The following is a 24,421-nucleotide window of genomic DNA, read 5'->3' on the forward strand; positions in this document are numbered from 1 at the left end:
AATTGTCGCACAATGCCTTCGTGTCAGTCACTGCCATATAATTGATCAGTGACCCTCGAACAGCAGCATCCCGAAACGCAATCGGTTCCCATCAACTCCGCCGTCGTGACCCCCGCCGTCCGCACCGGCCCCGTCATCGCGCTGCTCGTGGCATCCGCGTTCGTGGTGATCCTGAACGAGACGATCATGGGCGTCGCGCTGCCGCGTCTCATGGTCGACCTCGACATCACCGCCGCCACCGCGCAGTGGCTGACGACCGGCTTCCTGCTGACGATGGCGATCGTCATCCCGCTGACCGGGTATCTGCTGGCGCGCTTCCCCCTGCGTCGCATCTACTTCACGGCGATGTCGCTGTTCACGTTGGGCACGCTCATCGCCGCCCTCGCGCCCGGGTTCGAAGTGCTGCTCGCGGGACGCGTGGTGCAGGCCTCGGGCACGGCGATCATGATGCCGCTGCTGATGACGACGGTGCTCAACGTCGTGGAGCCCTCTCGCCGCGGCCGGATGATGGGCGTCATCAGCATCGTCATCGCCGTAGCGCCGGCGATCGGCCCGACGGTGTCGGGTCTGATCCTCTCGGTGCTCGACTGGCGCTGGATGTTCTGGCTCGTCCTCCCGATCGCGGTGCTCGCCCTCTCGCTCGGCGCCGTCTGGGTGCGTAACGTCACGCAGACCCGCGAGGCGCGGTTCGACGTCGCCTCGGTCGTGCTTTCGGCACTCGGCTTCGGCGGCCTGATCTTCGGGCTCAGCTCGATCGGCGAGTCCGCCTCGGGTCATGCGCCCATCCCGGTGTGGATCCCGCTCGTCGTGGGCGCCCTCTCGCTCGCCGCCTTCGTGGCGCGTCAGCTCGCCCTGCAGAAGTCCGATGCCGCCCTGCTGGACCTGCGCACGTTCCGGTCGCGCGCGTTCAGCCTCGCCGTCGTCCTGGTCGTCATCGTGATGTCGGCTCTGTTCGGCTCGCTCATCCTGCTGCCGTTGTACCTGCAGCAGGTACTCGGGCTCGACACCCTGACGGTGGGACTCATGCTGCTTCCCGGCGGCGTGCTCATGGGGGTGATCGCCCCGATCGTCGGTGCGCTGTTCGACCGTTTCGGGCCGACCCCGCTCGTCATCCCGGGCATGATCGTCGCCGCCGGCGCGCTGTGGGGCATGACGACGTTCGGCACCGATACGCCGGTCGCCTGGATCATCGCGGTGCACATGACTCTCAACCTCGGTCTCGGCTGCGTCTTCACGCCGCTGCTGACCTCGGCGCTCGGATCGCTGCCGTCGCGGCTCTACTCCCACGGCAGCGCGACGGTGAGCACTCTGCAGCAGGTCGCGGGTGCCGCGGGCACGGCGCTGTTCATCACCCTGATGTCGGTCGGCGCGGCCACGGCGGCCACCGAAGGGGCGGATGCCGTCGCGGCGACGGCCAGCGGCGTGCACACGGCCTTCCTGACGGGCGCGATCATCGCCACCGCCGCAGTCCTGCTCACGTTCTTCGTGCGCAAGCCGGCTCCGGCCGAAGGCGCCCCGCCGGTCGTGGCCCACTGACCGGCTGACCGGACTGGAACGACGAACAGGGGCGAGGTGCCGATGCACCCCGCCCCTGTTCGTCTGCCCCCGCGGGTCAGCCCTCGTTGCCCCCATGCATGACCCGCACGAGCATCTTGCCCGTGTTGGCGCCGCGCATCATCGCCAGGAAGGCGTCGACGGTGTTCTCGATGCCGTCGACGACGGTCTCGTCGTAGGCGATCTCGCCCTCCGCGAACCAGGCGGTCATTCTCTCGGTGAACTCCGGCGAGAGGTGCAGGTAGGCGGCCAGGGTGAAGCCGGTAGCCGTGAGACTGCGGGTGATCATCCTGGCCATGTTGTCGGGGCCGGGCGTCTTCTCGGTGGTGTTGTACCCGGCGATCGCGCCGCACAAGGCGAGGCGCCCACCGGTGTTCATGACGTCGAGCGCCGCCTCGAGGTGGTCGCCCCCGACGTTGTCGAAGAACACGTCGACCCCGTCGGGTGCGTGCGCCGGCAGCTGCTCGCGAACGGGAGCGTCCTTGTAATTGAACGCCGCGTCGTAGCCGTACTTCTCGGTGAGCAGCGCGACCTTCTCGGCCGATCCTGCTGAGCCGATGACGCGGCCCGCGCCGAGCAGCTTGGCGATCTGGCCGACGGCCGTCCCGACGGCGCCGGCGGCTCCCGACACGAAGACCGTCTCGCCCGGCTTCAGGTTCGCGATCGCAGTGAGTCCGACGTAGGCGGTCAGGCCCGTCATGCCGAGGATGTGCAGCCGCAGCGAGAGGGGGAGCCCGGGAACGTCGGGGACCGGGCGGAAGCTCGAGGCATCGGCCTGCACCACATCCGTCCAACCGTGCTGGTGCAGCACGACCGTGCCGACGGGCAGGTCGTCCGCGGCGCTCTGGACGACGCGGCCGATCGCGCCTCCCGCGATCACGTCGCCCAGGGCGAAGGGCGGGATGTAGCTGGGGACATCGTTCATCCGACCGCGCATGTACGGGTCCACCGAGACGTACTCGTTCGCGACGCGCACCTCGCCCGGGGCGAGCGGGTCGAGCTCGACGCGTTCGATCGCGAAATCGTCGGGCGTCGGCCACCCCTCGGGACGGCGTGCGAGCCGGATCTGCGTGCTCGTCTCGTGAGTCATGGTTCTCCTTCGTGAGGGTCGGTGACGGATGCCGTCGGCTCGATCCGAGCCGCGGACAACATGCGCGGGTGGCGCGGGGTCAGAGGGCGAGGCCGAGGATGAGGGCCACGACGCCGAGCGCGGGGATCACGCCCTGCTTGAGCGCCGCGGATGCCTTCGACGGATCGGACAGCAGCAGCACGAGGCTTGCCGCGACCATCGACCCCGCGCCGGTGAAGACGAGCGTCGCTCCGATCGCGAGCTCGCCGACCGCGACGAAGACGATGCCGGCGAACACGGCGATCGCAAGGAACAGGTTGTAGAAGCCCTGGTTGAAAGCGAGGGCTTTCTGCGATTCGGCCTCGGCGACGGTGCCCGTACCGAAGGTCGCGCGAGCCCGCTCGCTCGTCCAGGCGAGGGACTCGAGATAGAAGATGTAGACGTGCACGAGGGCTGCGAGACCCGCGAGCGCGAGACCGAGGATGATCACGAGCTGTTCCTTCCGGCGGCTGGCACCGCAATTCTGTATCGTTCGGTTCAATATATACTGAACCGAACGATACACAAAAGGGGTGATGTCCCATGGGGCGGACGCAGGCGTATGACCGTGGCGAGGTCGTCCGCGCCGCTCGTGGCGTCTTCTGGGAGCAGGGGTTCGACGGCGCACCGCTGCCGGAGCTCGAGCGCGTCACCGGGCTCAACCGGTCGAGCATCTACCACGCGTTCGGTTCGAAGCGGGGGCTGTTCGACGCCGCCGTCCAGAGCTACCTCGACGAGATCGTGCGACCCCGGCTGGCTCCGCTGACCGGCTCTGCCGTAGCGCCCGCCGCGATCGAGGATTATCTGAGGGGGCTGCGCAACGCGCTCGGACGCTCGCGTTCTCTCCCCGGTTCGAGCGGCTGCCTGCTCGTGAACTCGGCCGCCGCCCCGATCGGGAGGGATGACGCTGTCGCCCAGGTGGTCTCCGACTACCGCGCCGAGCTGCGCGCCGCCTTCGGCCGGGGCGTCGTGGCGCGCCGTCCTGACCTTTCCGCCGGCGATGCGGCCACGCTGGCCGACGCCTGCACCGGTCTCGTGATCTCGGCGTTCGCCCTCGTCCGCGTCGACACCGCTGGTGCTGTCGACGCCATCGGGACCGCGATCGCGCTCGTGGCGGGATCGCCGCGATCCTGAACGCGCTGCCCTCATCCGCGATGCGCGCTCGGACGCAGCGCTTTACGCCTCTTCCTTGACTTTTGGCAAGCGTTCGCGGTGAGAATTCGCGACGCTTACCGTGAGCCGCGTGCAGCAGAGCGATCAGTACGACTTCGACAACCCCGTGACCCGATACGAGCGGGTCGAACCGCCGGTGCAGCATCAGCCCGAGCCCGGTGTGCAGGCCGACATGCAGCCCGTCCCCGACCTCGGCGAAGAGACCTACCGGGGTTCCGGTCGGCTCTTCGGTCGCAAGGCACTGATCACCGGTGGAGACTCCGGTATCGGCGGCGCGACGGCGATCGCCTTCGCTCGCGAGGGTGCGGACGTGGTCATCGTCCATCTGCCCGCCGAGCAGCGGGACGCCGACCGCATCCTGGGCCTCATCGCCGACGCCGGCGTCCGCGGACACGCCATCGCCGCCGATATCTCGGATGCCGCCGCGTGCCGATCGCTCGTCGCCGAAGCGGCCGAGTTCCTCGGTGGCATCGACATCCTCGTCAACAACGCCGGCAAGCAGGTCGCCGTCGAGCGGCTCGAAGACCTCTCGGACGAGCAGTTCGCAGCAACGTTCCACACCAACGTGTTCGCCAACTTCTGGATCACGAAAGCAGCGCTGCCGCACCTGTCGGCGGGCGCCTCGATCATCAACACGGCGTCTCTCGAGGCGTACAAGCCGGCGCCGGACCGCGTCGACTACGCCGCCACCAAGGCGGCGGTCAACAATCTGTCGAAGGGTCTGGCGCAGCAGCTCGCGCCCCGCGGCATCCGGGTCAACGTCGTCGCCCCTGGACCGGTGTGGTCGGCGCTGCAGGTCAGCCAGGGCGTGTCGGACGAGCAGATGCGCGCCTTCGATGATGAGAGCACCTACCAGCGGGCCGGGCAGCCGGCCGAGATCGCACCGGCGTTCGTCTTCCTCGCCTCGGCAGAGTCGAGCTACGTCTCGGGCGAGACCCTCAACGTCAACGGGGGCATGGTCACTCCGTGAGCGCGAGATCTTTCGCGGTCGTCTCGCTACGCGGTGACGTACCGGGGCTCGACGACGCCCTCGACGAGGCGTCCACCGCCGCGGCAGATGCCGTCGGCCCGTTTCGTGTGGTCGTCGCCTCGGCGACGGACGCCGGTGAGGTCCTCTCCGCGATCGCCGAAGCCGAGATCCACACGCCGTGGGTGCTCGTCGGCAACGCCGTCCAGCACGAGCTGATCGCGACGATCGTCGACTGCGCGCTCGACGGCGCGATCGGTGTGTTCGGGCTGGCCGGCGTCGTCGTCGTCGACGGGCCGGTTCCCGGTGCCGTGCGCGAGCGTGAGGTCCCCGCAGACGCCACCACCGCCGATGATCTCGCGGCCGCCGTCCGCCGCCTCGCCGCTGGCGTCGCCGATCGATCGCCGCGCGTGCCCGAGGCCTGGGCGCGCGTCATCGCCTCGTCTCGCACCGACGTCGCGGTACGGGCGACCCTCGCCCGTCGAGCGCTCGCCGACGACCCGGAGTACTCGCCACGGTCGCTCACGCCCGCGCAGCTGGCGCTCCTGCGGCAGGTGGCCCGCCGCGTGATGCCCCAGGGCGACGGTGCCGCGATGGATCTCGCCGCGCGCCTGGACCGCATGGTCGCCGCGGGGGAGAGCGACGGGTGGCGCCCCACCGGCATGTCGACGGACGAAGAGGCCTACCGCGCTGGTCTCGACGCGCTCGCGGCGATCTGGAAGCGCGGCTCGGCTGCGCAGGACGAGGTCATCCGCGAGGTCATCGCCGGCACGGCGGCATCCGGTTCCGTGCTCACGCCCGGCCAGCTGAGTCTGTGGTTCGAGGACGCCCGCAACGACCTCGCTCGCGCGTGGCTGTCGCACCCCGCATCCCTCGCGCGGGTCGGCTACAGCGGCTTCGCCACCGGTGGCACCGGACCCGAGCCCGCCGGGTACCTCGTGCTCGCGGCCGGCCAGCGCGAGGAATGGGAACCCGACGAGCTCGGCCGCCTGCAGGAAAGAGGAGACGCAGCATGAACCTCACCGAGATGCGTACGTACGACCTCGACGAGGTCGTGGATGTCGTCGTCGTGGGCACCGGCGCCGGGGGCGGACCCCTGCTCAGCCGGCTCGCCGAGCGCGGCCTGCGCGTCGTCGCCCTCGAAGCCGGACCCAACCTCGAGCTCGACCAGTTCACACCGGATGAGCGCGAGGCGACCCGCATCAACTGGATGTCGGACCGCTTCAGCGGCGGTGATGCCCCGACAGCGTTCGGCCCGAACAACAGCGGGTGGGGCGTCGGCGGTGGAACCCTGCACTGGGGAGCCTTTACGCCGCGCCCCGACCGGCGCGATCTGTCGCTGCGAACCGAGACCGGGCAGGGGCGCGACTGGCCCGTCGACTACGACGAGCTCATCGGCTACGTCGCCGAGGTCGAGCGCTTCATCGGAGTGAGCGGCCCGACCCCGTACCCCTGGGATCCGCAGCGCGAGTACCTCGACGGACCGACGCGGCGCAACGCCCCGGCCGACCTGGTGCTGCAAGGCTGTGAGCGCCTCGGCATCACGGCCACCGACGCGCCGGCGGCGATCATCACGCGAGACCGCGACCAGCCGCACTACGGGCTGCGCAAGGCGAGCATCGACGTCGGCGGCATCCACCAGGGCGACCGGTTCGGCTACAAGGCGACCACCGCCATCACCTATCTGCCCGTCGCGGTCGCGCACGGCGCCGAGATCCGGCCCGACTCGATGGTGCACCGGATCGAACAGGATGCCGCCGGCGCGGTGACCGCGGTCGTCTACCTGCACGAGGGCGTCGAGTACCGACAGCGTTGCGCCGCGCTCGTCCTCGCCGGCGGCGGGATCGAGACTCCGCGACTGCTGCTGAACACCGGGCTCGCGAACTCGAGCGGTCAGGTGGGACGCAACTTCCTCGCCCACGGCGGCGTGCAGGTGTGGGGGCGCTTCGACGAGTCGGTCCGCGGGTACCGGGGCTACCCGTCGGCCGCGATCACCGAGGACTTCGTGCGCCCCGACGGCGTGGACTTCGCCGGGGGCTACCTCATCCAGAGCCTCGGGGTGATGCCGCTGACCTACGCCACCTCGCTCGTGCGCGGGGGCGGGCTGTGGGGAGCGGACCTCATGGCGGCGCTGGACGCCTGGCAGAACTCGGCCGGCATCGGGATCAACGGCGAGTGCCTGCCGTCGGAGCGCAATCTGCTGGTGCTGTCGGACGACACCGACGAGTGGGGCATTCCGCGCGCCGAGATCAGCTTCTCACCGGGTGAGAACGAGAAGGCGATCGATGCTCACGCGGTGGACGTCATGACCCGCATCCTCGAGGCGGCCGGTGCGCGCGAGACGCGGGTGCTCGCCCGCACGGCGCACACCATCGGCACGTGCCGCATGAGCATCGACCCGGATGACGGGGTGGTCGATCCCGAGGGGCGGTCGCACGACATCCCGAACATGTGGATCTGCGACAACTCGACGTTCCCCAGCGCGCTGTCGGCGAACCCCGGCCTCACGCAGATGGCGATGTCGCTGCGGACGGCCGATCGGATGCTGGCATCACGGTGATCGGCCGCCCGCAGCGGGGCGTCAGCCGGTGACGGCCTGGCGCTCGCGTTTGCGGGCCACCACCCGGTTGCGAACGGAGAGCACCAGAACGATCGCGAGCAGCGCGTAGAGCACGATCGTGATGGGGCTCTGGACGAGCACCGAGAAGTCGCCGTTCGAGCTCATCGCGGCGTCGCGCAGGCTCGTCTCGGCCAGAGGCCCGAGCACCATGCCGATGATGAGCGGCGCGAGCGGGAAGTCCATCGCCCGCATGAGGAACCCGAGCAGCCCGATGCCCAGCAGCATCAGCAGGTCGAACGTCGAGCCCGAGGTGGCGTAGATGCCGAGCGCACAGAACACCGTGATGCCGGCGTAGAGGTACGGGCGCGGGATGAGCAGCAGCTTCGCCCACAGCATCGCGAACGGCAGGTTCAGGATGAGCAGCACGATCATCGCGATGAAGAAGCTCGCCAGCAGCGACCAGACCAGGTCGGGCGCGCGGTCGAACAGCAGCGGCCCCGGCTGCAGACCGTACTGCCGGAAGGCGGCGAGCATGATGGCGGCCGTCGCCGAGATCGGCAGGCCCAGGGCGAGCAGGGCGCCCATCGCCATGCCGGTCGTGGAGTTTCCGGCCGCCTCGGGCGCGGCGAGACCGCGGATCGCGCCGGTGCCGAAGCGCGGGTGCTTGCGCCGCGCGTCGAGGCGCTTTTCGAGCCCGTAGGCCAGGAACGTCGGGATCTCGGATCCGCCCGCCGGCACGACGCCGAACGGCAGGCCGATGGCGGTGCCGCGAGCCCACGCCGGGGCCGCTTCCTTGAGCTCTCGGCGCGAGAGCCACGGGCGTCCCGTCGGCTTGATGAGCCCCTTCGTCGAGGTGTGGCGCTCGAGGCACGCGACGTAGATGACCTCGCCGAGGGCGAGGATCGCGACCGTCACGGTCACGAGCGAGATGCCGTCGAACAGGTTCGGGGAGTCCATCGTGAACCGCGGCGCACCCGAGACTCCGTCGATGCCGATCACCGCGATGCCGAGGCCGATGAACAGCGCCGTGAGTCCCTTGACGACGTTGTCGGTGACGACCGACGACGTTGCGGCGAAGGCGAACACGGCCAGGGCGAAGAACTCGGCGGGACCGAAGCGGCTCGAGAAGTCCGCGAGCGCCGGGGCGAGGAAGACCACGACCACCGACGCGACGAAGCCGCCGATGAACGCGCCGATCGCCGCGGTCGCGAGCGCTTGTGCGGCCCGACCGTTGAGCGCCATCTTGTGACCCTCGAAGGTCGAGGCGATCGCCGACGCCTGACCGGGGGTGTTCATGAGGATGCCCATGGTCGAGTCGCCGAACAGGCCGCCGAAGTAGACCCCGGCGAACATGATGAACGCGGCGGTCGGGTCGAGCGAGAAGGTGATCGGCAGCAGCAGGGCGACGGCCATCGACGAGCCGAGACCGGGGAGCACGCCGACGGCGGTCCCGAGGAGGCATCCGATGAGCACCCACAGGAGGTTGGCAGGGGTGAGGGCGCCGGCGAAGCCTTCGCCGAGGAGCTGGAGGACGTCCATGGGTCAGAAACCTCCGAGGATGCCGGACGGGAGCGGCATCCCGAGCAGCATGTCGAAACCGATGTAGGCCAGTGAGCTCACCGTCAGGCCGACCAAGAGGCTCACCAGCGGCTTGCGCGAGCCGAACCCTCGGGCGACGCACCAGAACAGCAGACCGGCGGCGATGATCCAGCCGAGGATGTCGAGCAGGAAGGCGAAGGCGAAGAAGGGCAGCACGACCCACGCCAGCGATCGCACGTCGACCCGCACCGGACGGGGGGAGGCGTCGCCGTCGGTCGCGATGGTCGCGGTCGTCGGCGTGGACGTCCGCTCGCGCATCTCCTTGACAGCCGACACGACGAGCGCGGCGGCGAAGACGTACAGGCCCGCGGCGATGATCGCCGGGAAGAACTGCGGGCCGGGGAAGACCGTGCCCGCGGGTACCTTCATCGTGATGATGCCCACCACGAGGTAGGTGGCGAACGCCGCCACGACGGCGGGCATGGTGAGGCCCTTGAGCAGCGCGGCGGCGCCCGGGCCGGAAACGAGCCGCAGCCGGTCTCCGACGACGGCCGAGGTGGCGGTCGGGTTGGCGGGGAACGTCATAGTCCCATCTCCTCGTACAGGTTGCGGATGCGCTGTTCCTCGTCCTCGAGGAACGTGTCGAGCTCGTCGCCCGTGATGACGCGTTCGGTCCAGCGGTATCGTTCGATCGCGTCCTGCCACTCCGGCGTGGCGACCGAATCGAGGACGAGCTGGGTGAGCCCGTCGACATCGTCGTCGCTCAGGCCGGCGGGAGCGGCCAGCATGCGCCAGTTCGTCAGTGAGATGTCGTAGCCCTGCTCGGCCGCCGTCGGGATCTCGATCCCGTCGATCGGCTCTTCCGCCACGAGGGCGAGCGCGCGCAGGCGCCCGGCTTCGATCTGGTCGATGTTGTCGGGGTAGCCGCCGGTCGCCGCCTTCGCCGTGCCATTGAGCAGCGCCTGGATCGCCTCGCCGCCGCCGTCGGACGAGATGTAGGTCGTGTCGACGGGATCGATGCCGGCCGCCAGGGCGAGGTCGGTCACGACGAGTTGGTCGAACGATCCGCCGCCCGTCCACGGGATCGACTTCGGGTCCTCCCGCCACGGCGCGACGAGGTCGTCGAGCGTCTCGTACGGCGAATCCGCGGGGACGACGATGACGTCGTACTCCTCGACGATCACCGCGAGCGGCGTGACGTCGTCGAGCGTCGCGGCGGAGTCGAACTGGATCGTCGCGGCGAGCAGGCCGGTGCCGCCGACGAGCATGTTGCCGGGGTGGCCGTCGAGGGCCGAGACGTTGCCGAGGGCGATCGTGCCGCCCGCGCCCGGCATGTTCACGACCTGCACGTTGTTCACGAGCCCGTTGGCCTTCTGCGCCTGCTGCAGCTCGCGGGCCACGCCGTCCCAACCGCCGCCCGCGGCTGCCGGGGCGATGATCGTCATCGAGGCGTTGATATCCTCGCCGGTCGCCGCCGACGAGATCGAGCCGAAGCTCGCCACACCGATCGCCGCCGCCGCGATCGCCCCGCCGATGACCCGCGCTGCCGTTCTGCGTCCGGCCGAGGCGGGCCGCGCGTCCGTATCCGTCGCGTTCTGCGTCATGATCACTCCGTTCGCGCAGACGTCGTCGTCTGCGGGATCGAATTAGGATGGCACCTCGTCGCGCTGACCCGACGATCGTCGCGATTTGTTCTCATTGATGCGTATGCGGGATGCCGACGCGGCCGTTCTCCACGAGGAAGTGACCAGGATGCCGATCAGGATGAGACCGTCTGCGGTGCGTCTCGTCATGCTCGTCGCACCCTCGGTGATCACGATCGCGGCGCTGTCGGCGACCGCGGGGGTGGCGCTTGCGCTGCAGGAGCGAACGATCCGCGCGGCGACGACCGAACGGGTGCTCGAGGTCGCGTCGAGCCTGGCGGAGCTGCCCGAGGTCCGGGACGCGGTGGCGACCGCGGGCGCGGCCGGAACCCCCGATGATCTCGCGGACGCGTCCGACCTCGCGGGCGCTACGGCGGTGCTGCAGCCGATCGCTCGACTCGTCGGCGAAGCGGCCGGGGTCTACTACGTCGTGATCACCGACGATGAGGGTGTGCGCATCACGCATCCGCTCGCGTCGGAACGCGGCGTGCAGGTCGAGACTGCCAACGCGTCGGTGCTCGCCGGCGAGACGTTCGTGGGAACCGAGGTCGGGTCGTCGGGGCCGTCGCTGCGCGCGAAGGTCCCGGTGCGCGACGCCTCGGGCGAGCCGATCGGCATGGTCGCCGTCGGGGTGCTGGAGTCGCAGATCGCGAGCGAGCTCGACGAGGCTCTGAGCGCGCTGCGGCCGTGGGCGATCGGCGCGCTCGTCGTCGCGACCCTCGCCGGCTCGGTGGTGACCGCGGTGGTCGAGCGACGCTTCCGCCGGCTCGACGTCATCGCCGCCGAGCACGCGCAGATGCGGCGGACGACCGCGGCCCTGCGCGAGCAATCGCACGAGTTCCGCACGCGTCTGCATGTCATCCACGGCCTCGTCTCGCGTGGCCAGGGGCCGCAGGCGCTCGGCTACATCGAAGAGATCGTGCCGGTGCGCCGGGCTGAGGGCGAGTTCGAAGCGCGGGACGACGAGCGCGACGACCGCCCGATCGCCGCGGCGACGGTGCGGGCGGTGCAGGCCGAGCTGCTCGACCTCGGCGCCCGAGCGGAGTTCGACCTCGACCTCGCCGCCGACCTCGACGAGGGCCTCGTCTCGATCGTGACGAACCTCTGCCGCAATGCCGCGGAAGCCGGTGCCACGGTCGTCGCGTGCGCGCTGCGCACCGAGGGTGAGCGTGTGATCGGGTCGGTCGAGGATGACGGCCCCGGCGTCGACCCCAGCATCGCGGGGCGCATCTTCTCGCCCGGGTTCTCGTCGAAGCACGACGCCTCGGGGTTCGGGCGGGGCCTCGGACTCGACGTCGTCCGGCGCATCGTCACCGCGCGCGGCGGCTCGATCGAGGTGGGTGCGTCGTCGCTCGGCGGAGCGCGATTCGCGTTCGATCTGGCGGTGGCCCCGTGACCCCCGGCACCCGCGTTCTGATCGCCGACGACGACCGCGGCGCCCGCGCCCTGCACGCCGGGTTCGTCGCGGACGTGCCGGGGTTCCGGGTAGTCGGCACGGCCGATAGCGGCGAGGCGGCGCTCGAGCGCATCCGCGGCGGCGTCGACCTCGTTCTACTCGACATGCGGCTGCCCGGGATCAGCGGCATCGAGGTCCTGCACCGCCTGCGCACGCTGGAGCAGGGCGGGCCCGACGTGCTCGTGATCAGCTCGTCGCAGGATCAGACCACGGTGCGGCAGGCGCTCGCCGGGCAGGTGGTGGGCTACCTCGTCAAACCGTTCACGTTCGCGGCGCTGCGAGAGCGGCTCGAGCGCTACGCCGCCGACCGCGAGCGCCGGGTGGCCGACGAGCGCGACCGGCCGCTGGCGCAGAGCGAGATCGACCGGTTGCTGTCGACGGGCACGATCCGAACCGCCCCGGCGACCTCCTTGCGCGACGGCCGCGGCGCGGGAGGTACGGTCTCGGCGGGCAGCGCCGCCGCGCTGCCGAAGGGGCTCGCCGCGCCCACGCTCGCGCAGGTGGTCGCCGCCCTCGACCCCGTCGTCGCCTTGACCGGTGCCGAGGTGGCCGCGGCCTGCGGCATCTCGCGCGCCACCGCGAACCGGTACCTGACGCACCTCGTCGACACCGGCGTCATCCACCTCTCGCACCGCTACGGCAAGCGCGGCCGACCCCAGGTGCTGTACCGACTCGCGCCGTCGCCCGAGCGCTGAACCGGGCATAACCTGAACGGATGAGCACGCCCGAGGTCCTGCGATACGCCGCCTTCACGTCCCGTCCCGACGGTGGCAATCCCGCGGGGATCGTCTTGGATGCCGCCGGGCTCGACGCCGCGACCATGCAGCGCATCGCCGCCGAGGTCGATGAAGCCGAGACGGCGTTCCTCACGGGGACGACCGCCGACGGCGCGCACACGGTGCGGTACTTCTCGCCGATCGCCGAGGTGCCCTTCTGCGGACACGCCACGGTCGCCACCGCGGTCGCGCTCGCCGAGCGGGGACGCGTCGCGGATGACGGTGCGGTCCGGTTCGACACCCCCGTCGGCGTCGTCGCCATAGCGGTCACGCGTGATGACGACGGCATCCGTGCGTCTTTCACGAGCATCGAGCCGTCGGTGCGCGAGCTCGACGACGCAGACCTCGACGCGATCTTCGACCTGCTCGGGCTGACGCGCGATGACCTCGACCCCGAGCTGCCGCCGCGCCTGGCGAACACCGGGAACACGCACCCGGTCATCGTGCTGCGCGACCACGAGACGTTCGACGGGTTCACGTTCGACCCCGACGCCGTGCGGGCGCTGCTGGACGACCGCGGATGGCCCGCGACGATCACGGTCGCCCACCGGGCGGCATCCGATCGGTTCCACGCGCGCAACCTCTTTCCGGTGGGGCGCATCACCGAAGACCCCGCGACCGGTTCCGCCGCGGCCTCGTTCGGCGCCTACCTGCGGGCGCTCGGGGCGGTCGCCGTGCCGTCGACCGTGGTCATCGAGCAGGGCGGGCATGTCGGGCGACCGGGGGAATTGACCGTCGAGATTCCCGAGAGCGGCGGGATCACCGTGTCGGGGTACGCCGTCCGCATGCCGTGACCGTTTGAGCCGGATGGTGCGCCGGCGACGGTGGATGCTGCGGCGCCGATGTGGTTGCATCGAGCGGATGGAGCTGTCGTGGTTGTGGTTGCTGCCGGTCGCCGCCGGATCGGCGATGCAGGTGGCGTCGGTGTTCTGGTTCGAACGGATCCGCCCCGGGGTGCCGTATCCGCTCTGGACGTTCGTGAGTCGTGAGCCGGGCCGCGTGCGTGCGCTGCGGGTCGGCGGTGCCGCGCTCATCGTCTTCGCGGCGGTGATGCTGGTGCTGTCCCGCGGAGCCCTATGGTTCGCGACGCCGATCGTTGTGGCCGTGGCCTTCGTGCCGATGGTCGTCGCGATCTACGTGGTGAACGGCAGGTTCACCCGGCGCGGCGCTCCCGGCGCCGAAGCGACCGACTGACCGCTGAGCACCCCGCTTCGGGACCTCAGTCCGAGGTCGCGTCGTCGTCTGTCTGGTGCCGTCGGTTCGCGTCGACCGCGGCGCCCAGCACGATCCCGGCAAGCAGGCCGATTCCTCCGCCGAGGGCGATGTTGTCGAACACCAGCATGCCGATCGCGCTGCCGAGGGGGAGACCGAGGGCGATGCCGATCGCGAGGGCGTTCACGCCCCCGCCGCCGCTATCACGTTCGCTCTCGTGCGAGTTCTCATCCGCGCTCATCCACTGACCTCTTCTTTCACCGGGGGAGGAGTCGCCGACCTGCGGCCGAGCAGGAACGACAGCGCGAGCAGTCCGATCACGGCAACGGTCATTCCGGCCCACATCGGCGGCGAGACGACGGTGCCCCTCGCTTGGAAGTAGGCCGCCGCCGCCAGCGGCTGGTACGCGAACCACCCGAACGAAGCTTGGGGCTTCGTGATCAAGGCGTCGAACAGGACCATCAGGATGCCGCCCGTGGTCACGGCTGCGGCGATCCACCAGAGAACGCGCGGAATGCGCGGACGCGGAGCAGGTGACGTGGTGCCATCGGTCATGGGTTTCCTTCGTTATGCCCGGCAGACGCGGAATGGCTCAGGCCTGGAGGTGCCTGAGCCATTCCTGAGATCGGGTTGCGGTTAGTTCGCCGCCCGATAAGCGTCGATCACGGATGCCGGAATGCGGCCGCGCTCGTTGACGGTGTGACCATTCGCGCGCGCCCACTCACGGACGGCGCCGAGGTCGAGATCACTCTTGGCTGCGCGAGACGGACGCGAACGCGTGGCATTTCCGTTCGCACGGATGGAGCGGGCGACGTCCACGAAAGGCTCGAGCGCCTTGTAGAACTTCTCGGCGTTCTCGTCGGAGAGGTCGATCTCGTATGCGCGACCTTCGATCGAGAACGTGATCTGCTTTCCTTCACCGTCCTCGAGCACAGTGCCGTCGAGGTCATCGATGAGTTGCGTGATTTGTTTGCGGGCCATGAACGCCATGTTAACGCCTCAGCCGCGTTCCGCCTCATCGATTTCCCCAACCGCTATTCCTTGTCGTGCGTGGCAAACGCTCAGACCATCTGCGCCCGCGCATTCGGAACGCAATGCGTCATCTTCAGACCGGCCACGTCGCGGGGGCCGTTGTGACCGAGGTTCCGCAGTCGCTCGAGCTCGTCTTCGCTGAGCGTCTGCGACTGCAGGGGCGGCAGATCCTTGACCTCGTCCAGCCCGATACCGAGCCCCTCGCCGACGCGGCGCCCGAGGTCGTCCTCCACCAGGTAGAAGTGCCAGAGCATGCGCTCCTGCACGGGACGCGCGGCCTGTCCGATCAAGTCGATGAAATTGGCGACCAGGTCATCGCGCTCCCAGTCCTCCATCAGCAGGTAGCGCTGACCGGCCTGCGTATAGTCGTTCGTGCGGGGAATGCGCTTTCGCGTCAGGCGGCCGGAGATCTCGGGTCCCTGCTCGTCGTGCGTGGGGTATTGCGCTTCGCGCAGGCCACCGGTGATCGAGGGCTCGTAGTTTACGTGCGGGTTCTCGCCGCCGTTGTCGACGTGATAGGCCATCTGCCCGTCGCGCAGGTTCGTCGCCACCGACGCGTTCTTCGGCGAATTGACCGGCAGCTGCAGGTAATTCGGGCCGACGCGGTAGCGCTGGGTGTCGGAGTACGAGAACGTGCGGCCGACGAGCATCTTGTCGTCCGAGAAGTCGAGTCCGTCCACCAGCACGCCCGTGCCGAACGAGATCTGCTCGTTCTCGGCGAAGAAGTTCGAGACGTTGCGGTTCAGCACCATCTTCCCGACGGTGCGCGGCGGGAATTCGTTCTCGGGCCAGAGCTTCGTGTCATCGAGCGGGTCGAAATCGAGCTCGGGGTGATCGTGGTCGTCCATCATCTGAACCTGCAGTTCCCACTCGGGGTACTCGCCGCGCTCGATCGCCTCGTACGCGTCCTTCGATGCGTGGCCGAGGTCGCCGGCCTGGACGGCAGCGGCATCCGCTTCGGTCATCGAGCTGACGCCCACCGACGGGATCCAGTGGTACTTCACGAGCTTGGTCTCGCCCTGCTCATTCACCCACTTGTAGGTGTTGACGCCGAACCCCTGCTGCGTGCGGTAGTTCGCCGGGATGCCACGAGGGCTGAACAGGTTGACGAGCATGTGCATCGATTCGGGCGTCTGCGACATGAAGTCGAAGATGCGCGCGGGCTCCTGGCGGAAGGTGATGGGGTCGGGCTTGAGCGAGTGGATGACGTCGGGGAACTTGATCGCGTCGCGGATGAAGAAGACGCCGAGGTTGTTGCCGACGAGGTCCCAGTTGCCGTCCTCGGTGTAGAACTTCACGGCGAAGCCTCGCGGGTCGCGAGCGGCCTCGGACGAATCGCGTCCGCCGATCACCGTGGAGAAGCGCACAGCGACATCCGTGCGCTTGCCGGCTTCCTGGAAGAGCTTCGCGCGCGTGAACTGCGCGATGGGCTCGTCGCCCCACATGCCCGTCGCCTCGAAGTAGCCGAATGCGACGAAGCCGCGCGCGTGCACGACGCGCTCGGGGATGCGCTCACGGTCGAAGTGGCTGATCTTCTCGAGGAAGTGGTAGTTCTCGAGCGTCGCCGGTCCGCGCGCCCCCACCGTTCGCTGGTTCTGGTTGTCGTAAACGGGGTGTCCCTGCCGGGTGGTCAGCTCCTGGCGGTCGTCGCCCTCAGCAGGCCCCTGGCTCGATACATCGGTCATCGCGTCCTCCGTATGGTTCGCATGTCGTCGGAACGGCCGACGCTACGGGGGAGTGGGACGGGGCGGAAGGGGGTTGCGGGGCTATCGGCGTTTGTCAGTCCCGCCCTGGTCCGCGAAGTCGGGTTCAGCGCGCAGAGCGTCGGCTATCTGTTCTTCTGGTCGCGGCGCGACGGTCTCATCAGCCTCGAGCTCAGGAACGCTCGGCTCATCCGCAGCCGGGATGTGGTGGTCAGAAGTGTTGTCGTACGACACGGCGGATCCTTCGGTCGGTGCACTGCCGAGCGTATGTCGAGTCGAGGCAGGCATCGTGAGCATGGAGATTGCTGCGTGGCCAAGGGCGGTTGCGTTGTGTACTAGCGTTCCGACTTCTTCGGAGGCTGAGAGTTCCGACGCTGCTCCAAGGCGGGCCCCGTGGGGCTCGAGCTCCCGCAGGCAGGTTTCAGGCGCGGCCCTCGCTTTCAAGACCGCAGATGTCCGCGGATCACTGATGTCCCACCCGCCCCACATGATGCTGACACAGTGATCGGTGCTCTTAGGGCTCTCTGACCCGTGAGCGAGCGCCGCCCAACAGCAGCCTGGAGACTACGCTCACGGCGTAGTTGACGTCGCCTCTGGTGAGGTCTTCGACGCCGCCTCCGTGGACCAGTGCGTTCCGGTACCCGCGCGTTCGTGCGATCACGTTGCGATCTCCGCTAGAGACCCGGACGCCGTCCAGCGAAGCTTGATGCCAGATCCGTTCCTGCAGGGAGCTTGAGTTGAGCTGAGCGATAGCGAACTCGACTCGACGACTTTGATCGTCGGTTAGGCCATCGACGGCTCGCTTTCTCAGCGCGCGAAGTTCGTGCTTTTGGAATGACGGCTGACGCCGCACATCGGCGGCGTAGTACTCGAGTGCTTCCCAGATCGCCGAAACGCGAGTTGCGATCGGCAACTGCTCGTCTGCGGCACGGCGGAACGCGGCGAAACTCTGCGAGCTACGTTCATCGGTGGGAGCAGAAGGCGCTGCCTGTATCGTTCTGTCAAGCTGTGCCTCTCCCGCTCGCACCGGGTTGCGAAGGTCCCTAGCCCATGACCGTCCGCTCTGCATGCCCGTGACGATCGCGACAGATGACTGGCGCAGAAAGCCTCGCACATCGTCCCTCCGGAATGATGCGGGAGTGCCGTCGCTGCGTACGGACGCTCCATTGCGCATCAGCACGAGGAGCCAATCGAGTGCGCGACGGATCACAGATACTCCCTCTTCCTCTGCGTCAGACATCCAAGTGACATTCGAAACATGCGTGACCGCTATAGCCTTGGCTCCTCGGTACAGGGCCGCGAGCTCATCGACGGCGTTGGTTTGGCCTGTAAACCGGTGCAGCAAGCCTTCCGGCATCGGCAGGAGTCGGACCGAAGGGTTGAGCGTCAGAGCCGACTCGATGTCGCAGTCCAACACCGGCACGGCAACTTCGAACAGCTCCGCCGTCGGTTGTAGCTCCTTGCCAAGCTTCACACGGTCACGCGAGAATCCGGCTCCTCTGACCTGCATATTGATGAGGTCAGGCGCGCCGACTCGCGACAGTGCGAACGGGCTGACGCCATACTCGCGGAACTCGCTGACGCTGAAGACGTCGAGGATGAGAGCATCGTCTTGGGTTTCTGCCGCTGTTATGGTTCCGCCGAAGTAGGGCTCCTCAGAGCCCGGCCGAAGTACGGCAACGTCCGCCAGGTAGTCGAATTGTGGGAACGGTCCACCAGTCAGTGTCAGGCGCGCATGCGGAAGACGGTCCTCCTCAAATACGACAATGTTCGAGGCGAACTCGGAGACGTCCGTCTCACCGATTCGAACAGTGAACCTCGGCTGGAAAAATCGGCTGCGGAGGTGCGCGTCTGGGCGTTTCCAATTTTCAGTCATTGGGGTCGTCGGGCGCTCGAAGACGGATCTCGTTAGCGGTCATCGCAATGCTGAGGGTTTCAACGAAAGTGATAGCGAGTGGGCTCGTCACGGAAATGGGCTGCGCCGTCTTTGCCGCAGCGTTCAGAACATCTTGAACTCGAGGCAACGCGGCGATTAGCTGCTCGACAGCTGCCTGTCGCCGGGGCGAGCGTCCCGGGATGTCACGATCGACCCACGAATCGAAGGCGTAGCTGGCATACATTAGCGCCGCTTCCGGCAGGCCGCACTCGATAGCACGCGTCGCGCAATCGAGCCAGAGGTGCGCAGCGGGTGTTTGCAGGTGGTCAGGAATACCGAGACCAGTTCCCGCTTGCCCCGATGCGCCAATCGACTGCACCGTTCGGAGGAGCAGATGCGCGGCATCGCGAACTGTCGCGAATCCTCCTGAACTCCACCAGGCTGACAGACTGGCGGTTTCGTTCTCGATGACGAGTTGACGTTCCGATGGTTCCGCGAGCACGCGCAAGGTCCCCGAGAGTCGATCGATCGCAGCGAGATACGCCATGACGGGCGCACGCGCGTCGTCACCTCGTATTCTCGCGACCTCGTCTGTCGCCAGCGGCCAGGTAATGACGACGGTGTCGTCGGCACTGCCGAGCTTGCTCCATTCGGCGGCGATGAGCGCGTACCACTGCTGCAGGTCCGCTGCGATGGTTTCGTCTCTGACGGTTTCCGATAAGGCTGCTGACCACCTCTGCTCCGTCATCAGGGAGAGTCGCATTGCTGCCAAGAAGAGACCGGCTGGATCGATGGCGCTCCAGTCCGGTTCGAGGGTGGATGGATCCGGCCCGACTGGGTCATCCTCAGAATGGTTCGCCCGCCCGCTCGGCTCTTCCATGGGGATATTAACGGCTCGCAAGTCGTCTGGTTCGGTGTGCGGTTGAATCACCGCAGACTTTGAGTCTGACTCTGGTTCTTGGCGAGGTGCTGCGCGCGAAGCGCGTTCCAGCGATATTGACAGCAACGGGAGGACGTCCAAGGAAAGGTCTCGCATCTGGATGGGGCGTTGTCCATCTTTGACCTCACCCAGGCGGAGAAGGATAGGACGGCCAAGACCGACCTCGGCCGCGAGCCTCTTCACGGTGACCACGGCACTAGAGATCGACTCAGAGAAGACTCGGAGTAGACACGTCTGATGTGCTTCGGCTGCGGACAGAAAGCGCTGCAGCACTCGGTCGAGTTCCTGATCCGCGACCTCTCGCAGGCCGAGCCATTCGCAAGCTGCCTGAGTGAGAACAGCGATTTTCTGCGTCTGACCGATACTCACGCTTCTCGTGGTTATCTCGACCAGTGGGACGGGTTCCACCAGCGCCCGGTCACGCATGCCTTCGGAAAGTCCCGTCCAATCGGAAGTGTCCTCAAGGGAGACCCGGTGAGCGATCGCAGACACTTCAACCGGTGCGATTGCGAGCTGTTCGGAGAACGCAGTCAGGGCTCGTAGCATCGAGAACATCGACTGATTGAGAAGCGCCAGCTTTGGCGGCGAAGTTGCGGGCGGCGGGGGCATGGCGTCCCACGCTTCTAAGACGTCGTTCCAACGCGAGCCGTTGGTGACCCAATGGATCAAGCGGAGTGCCGCATCCACATGTCGCACTTCCTCGCTCGTGACAGGGCGCGTGTCCCTGATCGAGTGGTTATGACCGTCGTCCACCGCGGATCCGAGCGACCAGCCTTCAAACTCGTCCATGACGTACCCCCGCCAACGGATTGTAATGGTCAAACGTCGACTCGCGGCTGGCCTTGAGGCTGCAGACCCTCGTCGCCGCCGAGGGCAACTCGCGGCCCCCACCGATCCCGCCTGGTGCGCCGCGCTCGCGCGACAGTGATTCTCGCTCGACGCAAAAAGGTGAGGTTGACGAGCTTGTGCATGTCGTGCGTCCGTTGTCGCGTCGTTCCAATCAGATCAAATCGAACCGTGCCCAGCTCGTCGAGCGATGGCTGGAGGCGAAGCGGGTGCCGCGCTCTCGGCTTACGTCCTCGCGCCGCTCGAACCGCAGGCGCGGTAGCTGTCGCGACCCACCGAACCGGATGATCTTGACGAGGATGACCGGGCGATCGCGCTGCAGCACGAGCTGGCAGTGATCGACCCGCACCTTCATTAGCGCCGGACTGCTAACGGCCTCAGTCGCGTGGAGGCCGAGGCGTTGAACATCGACCTTCTTGCCGCGAACGCGGTGGCGAACGGACCGACGCTCAAGCTGTATCGGGGGTCGATTCAGCGTCGTCGACCTGCGCCGGTGCGCTGAGGGCGATAGCGGCATCAGGCGGCATCGCTGATTGCGAGTTGCTTGAGCCGGGATTACGCGGGGTCTCGACGCTGCTCCAAGGTGGGCCCCGTGGGGCTCGAACCCACGACCCGCGGATTAAAAGTCCGATGCTCTACCGACTGAGCTAGAGGCCCTGAGCTTCCCAGCTTAGTGGCCGTCGCGGTGCGGGCGAGCCGCGACGGCACCTCGAACCGCAGGCATCCGTCCGAACACGACGAAGCCGCCGGTGTGCTCGCACCGGCGGCTTCGCCTCGGCCACGGAGTCAACCGAGGCCGTGCCGCGGGAACCCCTCACCGCGGCTGTTCGGGTCACATCGGGGGCATCAGCACCGTGTCGATGAGGTAAACCGTGGCGTTGGCGGTCTCGACGCCACCGCAGATGACAGCCGCGCTGTCGTTGATCATGATGTTGTCGCCCGAGCCGGTCACGGTGACCTCGGCGCCGTTGACGGTGGCGTGGGTGCCCTCGATCTCGTCGGGAGCGATCTGGCCGGGAACGACGTGGTAGGTGAGGATCGACGTCAGGGTCTCCGAGTCGGTCTTCAGCGACTCGATGGTGGCGGGGTCGATCTTGGCGAAGGCGTCATCGACCGGCGCGAAGACGGTGAACTCGTCACCGTTCAGCGTGTCGACGAGGTTGACGTCGGGGTTGAGCTGGCCGCTGACGGCCGAGACGAGCGTGGTGAGCAGCGGGTTGTTGGATGCCGCAACCGCAACCGGGTCCTGCGACATGCCCTCGACCGAACCGGCGCCCGAGGGGACAGCCTCGGCGTAGTCGGCACAGCCGGGGCCGACGAGGTTGGCGGCGGGGTCCATGGTGGCGTCGGGGGAGGCCGACTCCATGGGTGCCGACGAGGGCGACGTGGTCTCTTCGGTCATCGTCTCGCCCGAGCTGGACGAGCAGGCCGACAGCGCGAGCGCTCCGGCGAAGCCGAGGGCCAGGGCAGCAGTGAACTTCTTCTTGGTGCTGAGCATGATTGCCTCCGTGTGTCTCCGCCGTGGGTCCGTCCCCGGCGTCGAGGGTTCTTCGGAGACCCCCGCGGAACGGATCGGAAAAAAGTTGAGAATCTCGAAAGACGAGCTTCCAGCAATCCGAAACGGGTCTGCTGAGCGAAGGACGAGGCAACACGAACGAACATCGGAGACGGGGCCGGCCCGCGCACCGCGGCAGGTAGAGAAGCGGTAACAGGTCGGCGCGGGATCCGGGAACGGGCCGGGTGATACGGCATGCTTATGACGATGGTCATCGATGGAATGGACGTGCCCGAGGACGGGCCGTCGACGGATCACGTGGCGGAGCTGCTCCAGCGCTGCGCCGACGGTGACCACAGCGCTTTCGCCCGCCTGTACGACATGCTCTCTGCCCGCGTGTTCGGCCTCATCCTGCGCGTGCTCGTCGATCGGGCTCAGAGTGAAGAGGTGCTGCAAGAGGTCTTTCTCGAAGTGTGGCAATCCGCTTCGTCGTTCGCTCCGAAGAAGGGGAAAGGAAGATCGTGGGTTCTCACGATCGCCCACCGCCGAGCGGTCGACCGAGTCAGATCGTCGCAGGCGAGCAGCGATCGCGATGTGCGTGCGGGATACCGCGATATGGCGTCGCAGCCCGAAGGCGTCGCCGAACAAGTGGAGCTTCGCATCGAAGGACGGCGCGTCGCTCGGGCTCTCAGCTCTCTACCCGAGGCGCAACGAGAGGCCATCACCCTCGCCTATTACGGGGGTTACAGTCAAAGCGAGATCGCAGCGCTGGTAGGAGCGCCACTCGGAACGATCAAGACGCGGATGCGAGACGGCCTGTCTCGGCTGCGCACTGCAATGGGGGTGACATCGTGAACGAACAGGGATTCGCCGAACTCTCGGCCGGGTATGCCCTCGGCGCGCTGTCGCCGGAAGACGAAATCGCCTACCGCGAAGCGCTGGACGCACACCCCGAGTGGCTCTCCCTCGCCGACGACGATGCCCGCGCGGCATCCTTCCTCGCCGAGGGTGTCGAAGAAGTGACCCCGTCGGCCGACATCCGTGCCAGCCTGATGGCCCGCATCGGAGCACCCGGCGCCGTCGCGCCCGCATCCGTGCGCGGCGCAGAGAGCGCAGCCGACCCGGATGCCGCTGACGCCGGCGACGAGTTGAGCGACGACGACCCGCGTGCGGAAGCGACCGCTCACCCCGTCGGCTCGCCCGTGACCGAGCAGATCCAGATGGTGCAGCGGCGTAACTGGACGCGCAGCCTGTTCGCCCTCACCGCGTCGATCGCGTTGCTGGTCGGCATCGGCTGGGGCGTCGGCACGCTGACCGAGGGCATGCGGGCACCGAGTGCCGAGAGCGTGCTCGCGCAGATCGAGCGATCCGGCGACGCGCATTCGAACACGGCCCAGCTCGCCGACGGCGGCGAGGCGACCGTCCACTGGTCTCCGAGCGTCGAAGGCGTCGTACTCGTCGCCGACGGCCTGCCCGAGATCGCCGACGACCAGTCGTACGAGGCCTGGTTCGTCCGCGGCTCCGCTCCGATCCCTGCAGGAGCGTTCGAGTCCAGCGACGGCTCGGCCGCGTTGCTGCTCGAGGGCGAGATGCAGCCCGACGACGTCATCGCCCTGACCATCGAACAGAGCGGCGGATCGCCGAGCGGGCTGCCGACCACCGACCCGATCGTCGCCATCCCGACGAGCGCCTGACTGCCCACCCCGTTATTCGGCAGCGGAACGGCCGGCCCCGACGAGGGCCGGCCGTTCTGTCGTTCGTGTTCGCCCGTCGCGAGCGGTCCCGCTCGGCCGGCCGGTGCGGGCCGCGTCTCGCTTAGCCTGGAATGATGACGGACGGATCCCGGGACTACCACAAGCCGGTTCGACGACCCGCCGACGAGTTCGACCGGCACTTCGCCGGTGAGGATCCGGCCGAGGTCTCACGCGTCGCTCACGCGACCGCGGGCGCCCTGCTGTCGCGGGTGCGCGAGGACCCGAGCGAGGCCGTCGTCGAGCGGCTTGTGGGCTTCACCGCGCAGCACGGCATCGACACGGTCGCCGAGCTGTGGTCTCGGTCGCCGGCGAAGTCGCTGCCGGGCGCGCTGTGGCGGCTGTACCTGCTGCAGCTGATGATCCATCGCGATCCTCGCACCGCCGCTCTGCTCTACGAGCGCGGGCGCACGACGCTGCGCTCGGCCGACGAGGTCATCGCTGGTGCACCGACGCCGGCCGGACCGGAGGAGCTTGTCGCCCTCATCGACATCATCTTGCGGGGCGCTTTCCGCGGCGACTTCGCGGTCGCCCTCGAGCGCGCGGCCGCCTTCTGCCGCGTGCAGGCGGCGGGAGCGACGTCGGTCGCGGATGACCACGACGCGAGCGAGCCCGACCGGTCGACGGTCCTGACCGCACGCGCCCTGCGGCTGAGCACCTACGCCGAAGACCTCGGCTCGTGCGCGGGCCTCTGGCGGCGTGAAGCGCTGACCTGACCCGGGGGAGTAGCGCTGCTTCGGCTCGCACCGTCCGGAGAAAAGAAAAGTGCCGGACCGCAGAACGCCTCTCG

25 protein-coding genes and 1 tRNA gene are annotated in these 24,421 nt (G+C 68.2%); 12 read left to right on the forward strand and 14 right to left on the reverse strand.

All coding sequences use genetic code 11. The features are described 5' to 3' along the window. Positions 1-48 precede the first annotated feature (48 nt). Entirely contained in the window at positions 49-1,536 is a 1,488-nt protein-coding gene (locus JOF37_RS14265; protein WP_372445471.1) for an MDR family MFS transporter, read from the forward strand. Between the two features lie 76 nt (positions 1,537-1,612). Here JOF37_RS14265 and JOF37_RS14270 read toward each other — a convergent pair whose 3' ends face one another. Further along, positions 1,613-2,644: an NADP-dependent oxidoreductase gene (locus JOF37_RS14270; RefSeq protein ID WP_210007422.1), complete on the reverse strand. Its 1,032-nt coding sequence runs from the start codon at positions 2,642-2,644 to the stop codon at positions 1,613-1,615. A 79-nt stretch (positions 2,645-2,723) separates the two neighbouring features. Further along, positions 2,724-3,113: a DUF1304 domain-containing protein gene (locus JOF37_RS14275; protein ID WP_210007423.1), complete on the reverse strand. Its 390-nt coding sequence runs from the start codon at positions 3,111-3,113 to the stop codon at positions 2,724-2,726. Between the two features lie 92 nt (positions 3,114-3,205). Here JOF37_RS14275 and JOF37_RS14280 point away from each other — a divergent pair, with 92 nt between their 5' ends. The 4 genes from JOF37_RS14280 (at position 3,206) to JOF37_RS14295 (ending at position 7,362) form a co-directional block, all read left to right on the forward strand. Further along, the gene (locus tag JOF37_RS14280) at positions 3,206-3,796 is read left to right on the forward strand and encodes a TetR/AcrR family transcriptional regulator (protein ID WP_210007424.1); all 591 of its coding nucleotides are present in this window, start codon (positions 3,206-3,208) and stop codon (positions 3,794-3,796) included. 109 nt (positions 3,797-3,905) lie between these two features. Further along, positions 3,906-4,805 (forward strand): SDR family oxidoreductase, encoded by a 900-nt coding sequence (locus JOF37_RS14285; RefSeq protein ID WP_210007425.1) that lies wholly within the window; start codon positions 3,906-3,908, stop codon positions 4,803-4,805. Further along, positions 4,802-5,818: a gluconate 2-dehydrogenase subunit 3 family protein gene (locus tag JOF37_RS15815; protein ID WP_210007426.1), complete on the forward strand. Its 1,017-nt coding sequence runs from the start codon at positions 4,802-4,804 to the stop codon at positions 5,816-5,818. The genes JOF37_RS14285 and JOF37_RS15815 overlap by 4 nt, the downstream gene beginning before the upstream one ends. Beyond that, positions 5,815-7,362, forward strand: a complete 1,548-nt coding sequence (locus JOF37_RS14295; RefSeq protein ID WP_210007427.1) for a GMC family oxidoreductase — start codon at positions 5,815-5,817, stop codon at positions 7,360-7,362. Before JOF37_RS15815 ends, JOF37_RS14295 begins: the two co-directional genes overlap by 4 nt. A 21-nt stretch (positions 7,363-7,383) precedes the next feature. Here JOF37_RS14295 and JOF37_RS14300 read toward each other — a convergent pair whose 3' ends face one another. The 3 genes from JOF37_RS14300 to JOF37_RS14310 are packed head-to-tail and all read right to left on the reverse strand — an operon-like array spanning position 7,384 to position 10,505. After that, entirely contained in the window at positions 7,384-8,901 is a 1,518-nt protein-coding gene (locus JOF37_RS14300) for a tripartite tricarboxylate transporter permease (RefSeq protein WP_210007428.1), read from the reverse strand. A gap of 3 nt (positions 8,902-8,904) precedes the next feature. After that, a complete protein-coding gene (locus tag JOF37_RS14305; RefSeq protein WP_210007429.1) occupies positions 8,905-9,486 on the reverse strand; it encodes a tripartite tricarboxylate transporter TctB family protein in 582 nt (193 codons plus the stop codon). Continuing rightward, the gene (locus JOF37_RS14310) at positions 9,483-10,505 is read right to left on the reverse strand and encodes a tripartite tricarboxylate transporter substrate binding protein (RefSeq protein ID WP_210007430.1); all 1,023 of its coding nucleotides are present in this window, start codon (positions 10,503-10,505) and stop codon (positions 9,483-9,485) included. Before JOF37_RS14310 ends, JOF37_RS14305 begins: the two co-directional genes overlap by 4 nt. Positions 10,506-10,665: 160 nt before the next feature. Here JOF37_RS14310 and JOF37_RS14315 point away from each other — a divergent pair, with 160 nt between their 5' ends. The 4 genes from JOF37_RS14315 (at position 10,666) to JOF37_RS14330 (ending at position 13,970) form a co-directional block, all read left to right on the forward strand. Then, a complete protein-coding gene (locus JOF37_RS14315) occupies positions 10,666-11,940 on the forward strand; it encodes a sensor histidine kinase (protein WP_245338179.1) in 1,275 nt (424 codons plus the stop codon). Next, entirely contained in the window at positions 11,937-12,695 is a 759-nt protein-coding gene (locus JOF37_RS14320) for a response regulator (RefSeq protein WP_210007432.1), read from the forward strand. The genes JOF37_RS14315 and JOF37_RS14320 overlap by 4 nt, the downstream gene beginning before the upstream one ends. Positions 12,696-12,715: 20 nt before the next feature. Beyond that, entirely contained in the window at positions 12,716-13,570 is an 855-nt protein-coding gene (locus tag JOF37_RS14325) for a PhzF family phenazine biosynthesis protein (protein ID WP_210007433.1), read from the forward strand. A gap of 67 nt (positions 13,571-13,637) precedes the next feature. Further along, on the forward strand, positions 13,638-13,970 hold the full coding sequence (locus JOF37_RS14330; protein WP_210007434.1) for a hypothetical protein: 333 nt from the start codon (positions 13,638-13,640) through the stop codon (positions 13,968-13,970). 25 nt (positions 13,971-13,995) lie between these two features. Here JOF37_RS14330 and JOF37_RS14335 read toward each other — a convergent pair whose 3' ends face one another. From JOF37_RS14335 to JOF37_RS14375, 9 genes are all read right to left on the reverse strand, one after another. Next, a complete protein-coding gene (locus JOF37_RS14335) occupies positions 13,996-14,229 on the reverse strand; it encodes a hypothetical protein (RefSeq protein ID WP_210007435.1) in 234 nt (77 codons plus the stop codon). After that, positions 14,226-14,543, reverse strand: a complete 318-nt coding sequence (locus tag JOF37_RS14340) for a hypothetical protein (protein WP_210007436.1) — start codon at positions 14,541-14,543, stop codon at positions 14,226-14,228. The genes JOF37_RS14335 and JOF37_RS14340 overlap by 4 nt, the downstream gene beginning before the upstream one ends. An 81-nt stretch (positions 14,544-14,624) precedes the next feature. Further along, positions 14,625-14,969 (reverse strand): histone-like nucleoid-structuring protein Lsr2, encoded by a 345-nt coding sequence (locus JOF37_RS14345; RefSeq protein ID WP_210007437.1) that lies wholly within the window; start codon positions 14,967-14,969, stop codon positions 14,625-14,627. Between the two features lie 80 nt (positions 14,970-15,049). Further along, positions 15,050-16,705: a catalase gene (locus JOF37_RS14350; protein WP_210007438.1), complete on the reverse strand. Its 1,656-nt coding sequence runs from the start codon at positions 16,703-16,705 to the stop codon at positions 15,050-15,052. Between the two features lie 532 nt (positions 16,706-17,237). Next, positions 17,238-18,599 carry a hypothetical protein gene (locus JOF37_RS14355; RefSeq protein ID WP_210007439.1) on the reverse strand — a complete coding sequence of 454 codons (1,362 nt, stop codon included), beginning with the start codon at positions 18,597-18,599 and terminating at the stop codon, positions 17,238-17,240. Then, entirely contained in the window at positions 18,592-20,328 is a 1,737-nt protein-coding gene (locus JOF37_RS14360) for a hypothetical protein (RefSeq protein WP_210007440.1), read from the reverse strand. Before JOF37_RS14360 ends, JOF37_RS14355 begins: the two co-directional genes overlap by 8 nt. Before the next feature lie 211 nt (positions 20,329-20,539). Then, positions 20,540-20,740, reverse strand: a complete 201-nt coding sequence (locus JOF37_RS14365; RefSeq protein ID WP_210007441.1) for a hypothetical protein — start codon at positions 20,738-20,740, stop codon at positions 20,540-20,542. A 229-nt stretch (positions 20,741-20,969) separates the two neighbouring features. Continuing rightward, positions 20,970-21,042 (reverse strand) — tRNA-Lys (locus tag JOF37_RS14370). Positions 21,043-21,217: 175 nt separating this feature from the next. Next, positions 21,218-21,883 (reverse strand): fasciclin domain-containing protein, encoded by a 666-nt coding sequence (locus JOF37_RS14375; protein WP_210007442.1) that lies wholly within the window; start codon positions 21,881-21,883, stop codon positions 21,218-21,220. Between the two features lie 252 nt (positions 21,884-22,135). Here JOF37_RS14375 and sigK point away from each other — a divergent pair, with 252 nt between their 5' ends. The 3 genes from sigK to JOF37_RS14390 all read left to right on the forward strand — a co-directional run bounded on the left by sigK (position 22,136) and on the right by JOF37_RS14390 (position 24,347). Next, positions 22,136-22,735 (forward strand): ECF RNA polymerase sigma factor SigK, encoded by a 600-nt coding sequence (sigK, locus tag JOF37_RS14380; RefSeq protein WP_210007443.1) that lies wholly within the window; start codon positions 22,136-22,138, stop codon positions 22,733-22,735. Then, positions 22,732-23,574: an anti-sigma factor gene (locus tag JOF37_RS14385; RefSeq protein ID WP_210007444.1), complete on the forward strand. Its 843-nt coding sequence runs from the start codon at positions 22,732-22,734 to the stop codon at positions 23,572-23,574. The genes sigK and JOF37_RS14385 overlap by 4 nt, the downstream gene beginning before the upstream one ends. Positions 23,575-23,708: 134 nt before the next feature. Then, a complete protein-coding gene (locus tag JOF37_RS14390) occupies positions 23,709-24,347 on the forward strand; it encodes a DNA-directed RNA polymerase subunit beta (RefSeq protein ID WP_210007445.1) in 639 nt (212 codons plus the stop codon). Positions 24,348-24,421 lie beyond the last annotated feature (74 nt).

The organism is Microbacterium imperiale, assembly GCF_017876655.1.
GTDB lineage: Bacteria > Actinomycetota > Actinomycetes > Actinomycetales > Microbacteriaceae > Microbacterium > Microbacterium imperiale.

Bases quoted from the DNA above. Each gene is read 5' to 3' on its own strand.
- sigK (WP_210007443.1), top strand. From the start codon at position 22,136: ATGCTTATGACGATGGTCATCGATGGAATGGACGTGCCCGAGGACGGG.
- JOF37_RS14310 (WP_210007430.1), bottom strand. From the start codon at position 10,505: ATGACGCAGAACGCGACGGATACGGACGCGCGGCCCGCCTCGGCCGGA.
- JOF37_RS14375 (WP_210007442.1), bottom strand. From the start codon at position 21,883: ATGCTCAGCACCAAGAAGAAGTTCACTGCTGCCCTGGCCCTCGGCTTC.
- JOF37_RS14390 (WP_210007445.1), top strand. From the start codon at position 23,709: ATGACGGACGGATCCCGGGACTACCACAAGCCGGTTCGACGACCCGCC.
- JOF37_RS14365 (WP_210007441.1), bottom strand. From the start codon at position 20,740: ATGAAGGTGCGGGTCGATCACTGCCAGCTCGTGCTGCAGCGCGATCGC.
- JOF37_RS14330 (WP_210007434.1), top strand. From the start codon at position 13,638: ATGGAGCTGTCGTGGTTGTGGTTGCTGCCGGTCGCCGCCGGATCGGCG.
- JOF37_RS14340 (WP_210007436.1), bottom strand. From the start codon at position 14,543: ATGACCGATGGCACCACGTCACCTGCTCCGCGTCCGCGCATTCCGCGC.
- JOF37_RS14300 (WP_210007428.1), bottom strand. From the start codon at position 8,901: ATGGACGTCCTCCAGCTCCTCGGCGAAGGCTTCGCCGGCGCCCTCACC.
- JOF37_RS14360 (WP_210007440.1), bottom strand. From the start codon at position 20,328: ATGGACGAGTTTGAAGGCTGGTCGCTCGGATCCGCGGTGGACGACGGT.
- JOF37_RS14280 (WP_210007424.1), top strand. From the start codon at position 3,206: ATGGGGCGGACGCAGGCGTATGACCGTGGCGAGGTCGTCCGCGCCGCT.
- JOF37_RS14335 (WP_210007435.1), bottom strand. From the start codon at position 14,229: ATGAGCGCGGATGAGAACTCGCACGAGAGCGAACGTGATAGCGGCGGC.
- JOF37_RS14270 (WP_210007422.1), bottom strand. From the start codon at position 2,644: ATGACTCACGAGACGAGCACGCAGATCCGGCTCGCACGCCGTCCCGAG.
- JOF37_RS14345 (WP_210007437.1), bottom strand. From the start codon at position 14,969: ATGGCCCGCAAACAAATCACGCAACTCATCGATGACCTCGACGGCACT.
- JOF37_RS14305 (WP_210007429.1), bottom strand. From the start codon at position 9,486: ATGACGTTCCCCGCCAACCCGACCGCCACCTCGGCCGTCGTCGGAGAC.
- JOF37_RS14355 (WP_210007439.1), bottom strand. From the start codon at position 18,599: ATGACTGAAAATTGGAAACGCCCAGACGCGCACCTCCGCAGCCGATTT.
- JOF37_RS14315 (WP_245338179.1), top strand. From the start codon at position 10,666: ATGAGACCGTCTGCGGTGCGTCTCGTCATGCTCGTCGCACCCTCGGTG.
- JOF37_RS14350 (WP_210007438.1), bottom strand. From the start codon at position 16,705: ATGACCGATGTATCGAGCCAGGGGCCTGCTGAGGGCGACGACCGCCAG.
- JOF37_RS14325 (WP_210007433.1), top strand. From the start codon at position 12,716: ATGAGCACGCCCGAGGTCCTGCGATACGCCGCCTTCACGTCCCGTCCC.
- JOF37_RS14295 (WP_210007427.1), top strand. From the start codon at position 5,815: ATGAACCTCACCGAGATGCGTACGTACGACCTCGACGAGGTCGTGGAT.